Annotated in this window: 6 protein-coding genes; 3 read left to right on the top strand and 3 right to left on the bottom strand. The window is 57.8% G+C overall.

What is annotated here, in order from left to right; all coding sequences use genetic code 11:
* Nucleotides 1-838 precede the first annotated feature (838 nt).
* Nucleotides 839-2,188 (bottom strand): Gfo/Idh/MocA family oxidoreductase, encoded by a 1,350-nt coding sequence (locus H5U08_RS06025; RefSeq protein WP_297031257.1) that lies wholly within the window; start codon nt 2,186-2,188, stop codon nt 839-841.
* A 508-nt stretch (nt 2,189-2,696) separates the two neighbouring features.
* Here H5U08_RS06025 and H5U08_RS06030 point away from each other — a divergent pair.
* The 3 genes from H5U08_RS06030 (at nt 2,697) to H5U08_RS06040 (ending at nt 5,511) form a co-directional block, all read left to right on the top strand.
* Nucleotides 2,697-3,260: a PEGA domain-containing protein gene (locus H5U08_RS06030; RefSeq protein WP_297031258.1), complete on the top strand. Its 564-nt coding sequence runs from the start codon at nt 2,697-2,699 to the stop codon at nt 3,258-3,260.
* Between the two features lie 272 nt (nt 3,261-3,532).
* The gene (locus tag H5U08_RS06035; protein ID WP_297031260.1) at nt 3,533-5,008 is read left to right on the top strand and encodes a UDPGP type 1 family protein; all 1,476 of its coding nucleotides are present in this window, start codon (nt 3,533-3,535) and stop codon (nt 5,006-5,008) included.
* 221 nt (nt 5,009-5,229) lie between these two features.
* The gene (locus H5U08_RS06040) at nt 5,230-5,511 is read left to right on the top strand and encodes a GYD domain-containing protein (protein WP_297031261.1); all 282 of its coding nucleotides are present in this window, start codon (nt 5,230-5,232) and stop codon (nt 5,509-5,511) included.
* A gap of 167 nt (nt 5,512-5,678) precedes the next feature.
* On the opposite strand, the gene H5U08_RS06045 is transcribed toward H5U08_RS06040, so the two are convergent.
* Nucleotides 5,679-7,127 carry an NCS2 family permease gene (locus tag H5U08_RS06045; protein ID WP_297031263.1) on the bottom strand — a complete coding sequence of 483 codons (1,449 nt, stop codon included), beginning with the start codon at nt 7,125-7,127 and terminating at the stop codon, nt 5,679-5,681.
* Between the two features lie 23 nt (nt 7,128-7,150).
* Nucleotides 7,151-7,998 (bottom strand): sialidase family protein (locus tag H5U08_RS06050; protein ID WP_297031265.1); only part of this gene is annotated, 848 nt, incomplete at its 5' end.

The following is a 7,998-nucleotide window of genomic DNA, read 5'->3' on the forward strand; positions in this document are numbered from 1 at the left end:
TGAACGACTCGCGGGCTTTCAGCCGAATATATCGGTAGGACCAGTAAGAGTGTGCCGGGTAAACGACACCGGTTGACCAACGGGCGGAAATTTTGGTGAAATCTCACGCGAACCTGCGGGTGATGACCCTCGTCTTATAAGGTAGAAAAAGCGAGTTCGCGAGGACAACTGGGAAGTGCTCAGGCGAGAAGTTTGCGGGCTGGAGAAGCCTTTGCGGTTGGATCAGTTGCAACTTCGATGGCACGCAAGTTGCCCTAAGTCATCGCAAGAAATTCCTTTGACTTTTGTCGCGAACCGAGTATATCCTATAGTGGAGGCTCGAGAAGGTTGAATCGGAACCCTCTTCTCTGGAGGCAAAATCATGCGTCGAGCCTACGCACGATCCGATCCTGGCTGAGGGGCGTCCGACGGCGGAGTCGGGCGCCCAAAGCAAGTGGGAATGGTGATTGTGGTCTTTTCTGGAAAAGTAAAAGGAGGGATTAGCGAAGTCCAGAGTCATCTCTCTGACCCGAGGCTGCCAGCGTCAGCGATGACGTGCTCAATTGGGTCGGTCCGGCACAAGCCCGTTTGAGCCCAACTTCTTAGCCAGACGCCGGCTGGACGATCCAGCAAAAAAATGTGTGTGGCAGGGCCTTCTGTGGCACGTGCGACCGAAACAACATGCAGAGGCATGTAGCACGAGCGGGCGCCAGCAGCCTCCCGCTAAAACCTGACGAAATAAACATACGCGGGCGGCATTCACTGCCGCCCGCTGTTCTTTTTGTCAACTTTTTAATCACGGGATATCACGTGACCGTGTCACGGACGCTTCCAGCGTGATGAAGCATGCTGGAAACCATTAAACTTCGAGTTTCCACGGGGCGCGATAGGGTTTAGTAAGAAGTGCCGCGGCCTCGGAGTCTCCCACAATTTCCTCCTTTTCCGGATTCCAGTGAATCTTTCGGCCCAACTTCCACGCGATATTCATCAAATGTCCGGGATTCGTCGCCTGGTGTCCCACGAGCACGTCCGCCGGTGGCTTTTGCCGCGACTTGATGGAATCCAGGAAGACCCGCGCGTGCGCCTGAAGACTCGCGATGTGAGTGTCCTTTTTGAATTCGTTTTCCACCGTGGTCTCGTCCTTGGGTTCGCGGTTTTCTCCCGCCTCCCAGGTGATGGTGAAACCGCTGCGGTCGATGAGCATCGAGCCTTTCGTGCCGTAAAAGCATTTTGCGTGGGAGCGACGCTGGCGACGCGCCGCACCGCTGAAGGTGTACTGGAGGACAAATCCCTTGGGGGCCACCGGTGTCGGACCGTATTCGCAAATGCCCACGAAGGAGTCCGGCCATTCCGTATTGGTGTTCTCGAAGCAGTAGAAACCACCCATCGCCGCGGCCGAGATAGGTCCTTTGGTTTGCAGGAACCAGTGGACCACCTGGTAATGGTGAACGGCCCAATCCACCTGCCATCCGCCGCCGTAATCGAAGAACCAGTAGAAGTGGTTGTAACGGTTCGGATTGTACGGCACTTTCGGGGCAGGTCCTAACCAGAAGTCCCAGTTCAGTTCGGCAGGAGGATCAGAGTCCGGCGGAGAGCCGAAGCCGGGATACATACAGTCGAAGTCCCAAACCCGAACTTCGGTAATGATGCCAAGCTGGCCGGACTGGATGATTTCCGCCGCCTTCTGATAGTGCGGCCAGCTTCGCTGCTGGGTTCCGATTTGGACGATTCGTTGATATTTGTCCGCGGCCTTGACCGCCGCCTGGCCCTCGGCAATGCAAACGCCCAGGGGCTTCTCCACATATACGTCTTTCCCTGCCTGGCAGGCGTGAATGGTGGGAAGCACGTGCCAGTGATCGTTGGTGGCCACGATCACCGCGTCGATGTCCTTACGATCAAGGACACGGCGGTAGTCATCGTAGGCCGCGATGCTGCCCGCTCCGCCTGACTTTTCAAACAGCGCTTTGGCCTCTTCCAGACGGCGCTTGTTGACGTCACACACCGCCACAATGCGTGCGTCGGGTAACCTTTGATGGGCGGTGGCGACGGCTCGGCCTTCCCCTCCACAACCGATAAGTCCCACGTTGACCGTTTCGCTCGGCGGAGCAACCATCGCGGAAGCTTGGGCGGCGGTACGGCCCAACCAGACAGCGGCCACTCCCACAGCAGACGTCCCCAAAAATTGCCGTCGTGTCGTTTGCGTCTTCATGGGTAACCTCCAGCCAACTTGGCATTCAAACAACGCTTATAATTTTTGCGGATACCCGCCACCTGGATCGCCTTTGGAAACGCGCTTGTGCGGGCGAATTTGTGAAGTTGTGAGTGACTTTATTTGCCCCCAATTATTAGCGCCGAGATAGCCACAGTCAAATATCCAGGCGGTGGAGTGGTTTCCGAGAGCGGCATTCCGGGGGGGGCATCGCGGCGTGAGGCGGAGAAATCGGCCAAGGTTGTTCCCCGGTCCCGTTGCCCGATAGCTGCGCGAGACGAAAGGGGAATTAGACCCGAGGGTACGAATCGTGCCCTGGAATTTCGTGTTGGCAAAATTTCCATCCCGTGTTAAACTTCTCCGCTCGGCAAGTTTTGAATAGGGAGCGGTGGCCAGACACTGACAGGGATAGTGAATGCCAAAGCCCCGAGGATCCCCCTTAGTGTTGGTGATGCGCAAACGGTTCTCGCCGTGTGATGCGATCACGGTTCTACCAGTCTGCCCGGTTATGGCAACACTTCGAACCGCGAAGGTAATTGTCAGGTGGCTGACAACGCTTTTACTGATCGGATCCCTGACCTTTTCCGCCGGATGTGTGGAACGGCGGCTCCTCATCCGCACGAACCCACCCGGTGCCATGGCCTATGTGGACGACTATCAGGTGGGGCTGACGCCTATCGGGACGTCGTTCACGTACTACGGAACGAGAAAGATCCGGCTCGTGAAGGACGGTTATCAACCGCTCACCGTCTATGAGCGGATCAATCCACCCTGGTACGAGGTTCCGCCGTTCGACTTTTTTGCCGAAAACATTTTCCGCCGTGAAATTCGCGACACGCGCGTCCTGGAATATCAGCTCACCCCCCAGCCCGTGTCACCGCCGCAGCAGCTTTTAGAGAGGGCTGAAGCCCTCCGTTCGAGGGCCACCGCTCAACCCCCGCTGCCAGCGGTCGGACCGTCTGGTGCTCTGCCAGCAGCAGGTCCGTCCCCTGACGGACTGGGAGCGTTCCCCCAATCTCAGACGGTTCCGAACCCCCCGCTACCTCCATCCGTGCCGAACACCGTCCCCTGACGCGGCGCGCGGTTCTGGCTCAACCCTCATCTGGCGGCGGTTGGCCCGGCGCCGTTTGCGTTGTAAACTCTGGTCAAGGCGGGCACGACAAGCGTGCCCCTGCGAATCTTTGGAGGAACGTGGTTTTCACGTCCGCTTTTCGACTTTTTTGCATCGTGGGCGGATTGGAGGGCCGGTTCCACCCGGGTCATGGGACTGTTTTAATGAACTGCGTCTGCTTGGGGAGGCAAGCTCACACTCCAATTAGAAAAAAATGACGGGGGATTTGGTATATGATGACTGACGGATTCCATCCGGACCCACTCTACCAGGAATTGGAGCGGCTGCTGGAACCGTTCGGCCAGACCCATCTCCTGCGAACCTGGCCGCAGCTCACAGAAGAACAACGCAAAAAGTTAGGTGAGCAAATTCGCGAGCTGGATCTGCCCCTTCTCCAACAGCTCTACGAAAAGCGTCACCAGGTGTTGGATGTATCGGGCCTCCTGGAACGTGCGTCACCTCCGCGAGCGGTGCGGCTGGGAAGTGATTATCGGGGCATTCCTCCGGCGGAGGCGAGGGCCAAAGGGAAACAGCTTCTCAGAGAAGGCCGCGTGGCAGCCCTTCTGGTGGCAGGTGGGCAGGGTACCCGATTGGGCTTTCCGCATCCCAAGGGGATGTTTCCCATCGGTCCGGTCTCCGGACACAGCCTGTTTCAAATACACATTGAGAAGATACTCGCTCGATCGAGAAAGGCGGGGCGCCCTATCCCGCTCGCTTTGATGACCAGTCCGGCCACCCACCAGGAAACCGTGACGTATCTGGAGAGTCACCGAAGATTTGGGCTTTCGGCCGACGACCTGTACATCTTCTGCCAGGGGACCATGCCCTCGTTAGACGCGGATACGGGCAAGATTCTTCTGGCGGCTCCGGATTCGCTGGCCCTTTCGCCGGATGGGCACGGGGGTATGCTGGCCGCCGTTATCCGGAGTGGAACGTTGCAACAGCTCCGCGACCGGGGCATCGAATACATCTTCTACTTCCAGGTGGATAATCCCCTGGTGGACATTCTGGCACCGGAAGTGATCGGTTATCATGTCCTCAGCGGTTCGGAAATGTCCACGGAAGTGGTTGCCAAACAGTCGCCCTTCGATAAGGTAGGCAATCTGGTGCAGGTTGATGACCGCCTGTGCATCATCGAATACAGTGATTTGCCGCCGGAATTGGCGGAGAAACGGGCGCCTGACGGCAGTCTTCTACTCTGGGCAGGGAGCATTGGCGTTCACGTCATTAACGTCGATTTTCTGTTCCGTGTGGCAGACCTTGCGGACGCGCTCCCCTATCACATCGCGCAGAAAAAAGTCGACTATTATGATCCCGATCAGGGCTACGTCAAACCCACTGCTCCCAACGCGATCAAGTTCGAGAAGTTCATCTTTGATCTCATACCCCACGCAAAGAACGCGATCGCTATCGAAGTCGATGCGGCAAGGCATTTTGCGCCGCTGAAGAATGCACCCGGGGCTGAGAAAGATGCACCGGAGCATGTTCGGGCGCAGATGATCGCTCTTCACCGTTCGTGGTTGCAGGCCGCCGGGGCGGTTGTGGAAGATGGAGTGCCGGTGGAAATCAGTCCGCTCGTCGCGTTGGATGCGGAGGATCTCAGGGACCGGATCCCGAAAAATTGGCGAATTACGGAGCCCATTTTCATTTCTCCGGAGTTTATCTCGGCGTGGACTTCGTCGCCGCAAACGACTCCAAAAACTGAGTGAGCGACCCGAAAAAACGGCTTTTTCACACAACGACGGTTTACAAGGCTGATCGCAGCCCGTAGCATGGGGACCAGGCGAACCGTAAGTGTGCCCGCCCGGCTTTTTGTTGAGCTGGGTGGGAAGTTCCTGTGAAGCGGCTGTTTCCGCCGCTTTTGTGGAAAGTGTGTCCGGCTGGCGTCGATTGGTCTGTTCCTGGGTACCCCAACGTCAGGAGGTGGAGTATGGCGACGTTCGTTATGTTCGGCAAGTATTCCCCAGAGGCGCTCTCTCAGATCAGTACTGAGAGAACAGAGCGGTTCACGAAGATGATCACAGATCTTGGTGGCAGCGTCCGGGCCATGTACGCCACGCTGGGGAATGTAGACCTGGTCATCGTGGTGGATCTCCCCGGCGTGGAGCAGGCGGCCAAGGCGTCGGTTACCGCCAGCCGCGAACTGGGGATTCATTTCAGCACACACCCGGCCATCGCGGTCAAAGATTTCGACCAACTTGTAAGCTCATAACGGGCGAAGTTTGTGAGCTTGGCTCGCTCCTTCAGGTCACTGGGATGGTGATAGCGCCGCGCGAGTCAAAACGGGGGCACGGCGGATTCTCTTCTTTTCCGGGAGGCCGTGCTGCGTCTTTGTGGGACTTGAGCCCTGTGATCAAGATGGTGTGTGCTGTTACCCATTTAGCCCATATGGGCTTTGGCCAGCACCAGATAGACGACCAGCACCGCTGCCAGGGCGTACATGAGCCAGTGGACCTGGCGGCCTTCTCCAGCGAGAAATTTGACAAGGGGATAGGTGATAAACCCGAGCGCCAGACCATCCGCGATGGAATAGCTGAACACGATTCCTGTCATCGTGATGAAGGCGGGAATGGCTTCCGCGGGTCGCTGCCACTCGATTTTCACCACATTTTTCATCATCATGGATCCGACAATGAGAAGTGCCGAGGCGGTGATGGGCGGATAACTGCCGATCATTTCAATAACGGGCGCGAAAAATGGCGCGACAAGGAACAACACCGCAACGGTGACAGCCGTCAACCCTGTGCGACCGCCCTGTTCGACACCAGCGGCACTTTCGATGAAGCTCGTGACCGTACTCGTGCCGCAAACGGCACCGACCACAGTCCCCGTGGCGTCTGCCATCAAGGCCTGTTTGGCACGGGGGATCCGATTGTCGCGGATGAAGCCTGCCTGTTCACTCACACCCACCAGTGTGCCCAGTGTGTCGAAAAGGTCCATGAAGAGGAAAATAAAGATAAAGGGAATCATGGGCGGAGCCAGGGCGTGAATCAGGTCCATCCTGGCAAAGGTGCTGGCCATGGACGGCGGAGACGAAAAAACCTGCCCGGCGGGGGTGAATCGCTGGATGAGCGCCGATTCTTTGACCACCGGGTTCTCCGCCAAAGCAGGCATCCTTTGCACTCCCCATTGAAGCACCACGGCCAGCACGGTCGCTGCAATGATTCCGATGACGATGGAGCCGGGAACACGACGTGAATAAAGGCCCGCGGTCACCAGCAGTCCCACGAAAAAGACAATCACGTCGGGACTGGCCAGTCGTGGGCTCAACTTCACGATCTGGCTGGGGGTGCCGATGATGATCGATGCGCCCTGCAATCCTAGCAGGGCAATAAACAGCCCGATGCCGGAGGCGATGGCGTTCCGCATGCTGGGGCTGACGGCCTCGAGGAGTTTCTCCCGCAACCCCAATACCGACAGGAGGAAAAAGAGAACTCCGGAGTAGAAGATGACGCCCAGGGCAATACTCCACGGGGTGGTTGCATCGGGTGTCAGTCGGCCGCTCTGAACTTCCGTCTCAATCCACGCCTGAGCTGCCGGAATAAGGGAGAGGGTGAACACGAAGTTTTCACCCATTCCTGGAGCCAGAGCAATCGGATACCGCGCGTAAAGCCCCATGACGAGCGTGGCAATTGCAGCAGAAATGCAGGTAGCTGAGGTGACGGCCCCAAAGTCCATGCCCGTGTCCTGACCAAACATCCGGCCGGAAAGAACTTGCGGCTGGACGACGATGATATAGGCCATCGTAAGAAAAGTGGTGATCCCGGCCAGTATCTCGGTGGAAACCGTTGTGTTGTTCTCCCGAAGACGAAACCACCGGTCCAGCATAGGAAGTGACTCCCCGTGGCTGCTCAGTTGCCGATTTTCCCGTTGCTTGTCCTGTCGCTTGATTCTTTCGACGCCGATGCCAGCCTGACAGCGATGCGTGCCAGGGTGATCCGCTCATAGGGGTGAGTATTGCCCCTTTCATAGAGCACCAGGAGGGTTCCGTCGGCCAGGGAAGCCAGGCAACTGTAGGCTGCCGGTCCCGGCCACACGACGAGGCTCCACGGCCAACTCTGACAGGAATCGGCACTAACGCGGACGGTCAGCTTTTTTCGCTCCTTGGTGTCGGCCGGGTTGCTGAAGGCAATCAGTGGCTGCCCGTTGAGCGAAAGACCTTCGACTCGCCGAATACTCGCCTGACATATCGGTTCCACGAGTGTCGTGTCATACCTGAGGGGTGACCACGTGAGTCCCCCGTCGTGACTTTCGGCAATGGCACGGCAGGGGACGTTTCGGTTGTAGTTGCGCATATTGAGGAGCAGGCGGCCATCGGCCAGCTCGACCACTTCGCATTCGTTGGTCTTTGGCCCGGCCGAGCCACCCAGGTGCCACGTCTGGCCGTGATCGTCGCTATAAAGCACGTGCGATCCCCAGTTGCCGGCATCGTCGATATGATCGCATGGAATGATCAGGCGGCCTGACCGGGTTTGGATGCCGCATCCGGGCCCGGTGGCGTACCATGTCCAGTTCTTGAGTTTGACTTTTTCGGTCATATCGACGGGTGGGCTCCACGTTCGGCCGTTATCGCTGCTGTGGGTGAGCCACACCGTGCGTGTGCCGCGGCTTTTTCTGGCTACAATGTCGGGCTCGCGGTCCTCGCCCAAATTGTGTGTCATCCAGAGCCAGATGGTGCCGGTCTGACGGTCGAGAACAG

The organism is Thermogutta sp., from assembly GCF_014359955.1.
Classification (GTDB): Bacteria; Planctomycetota; Planctomycetia; order Pirellulales; family Thermoguttaceae; genus Thermogutta.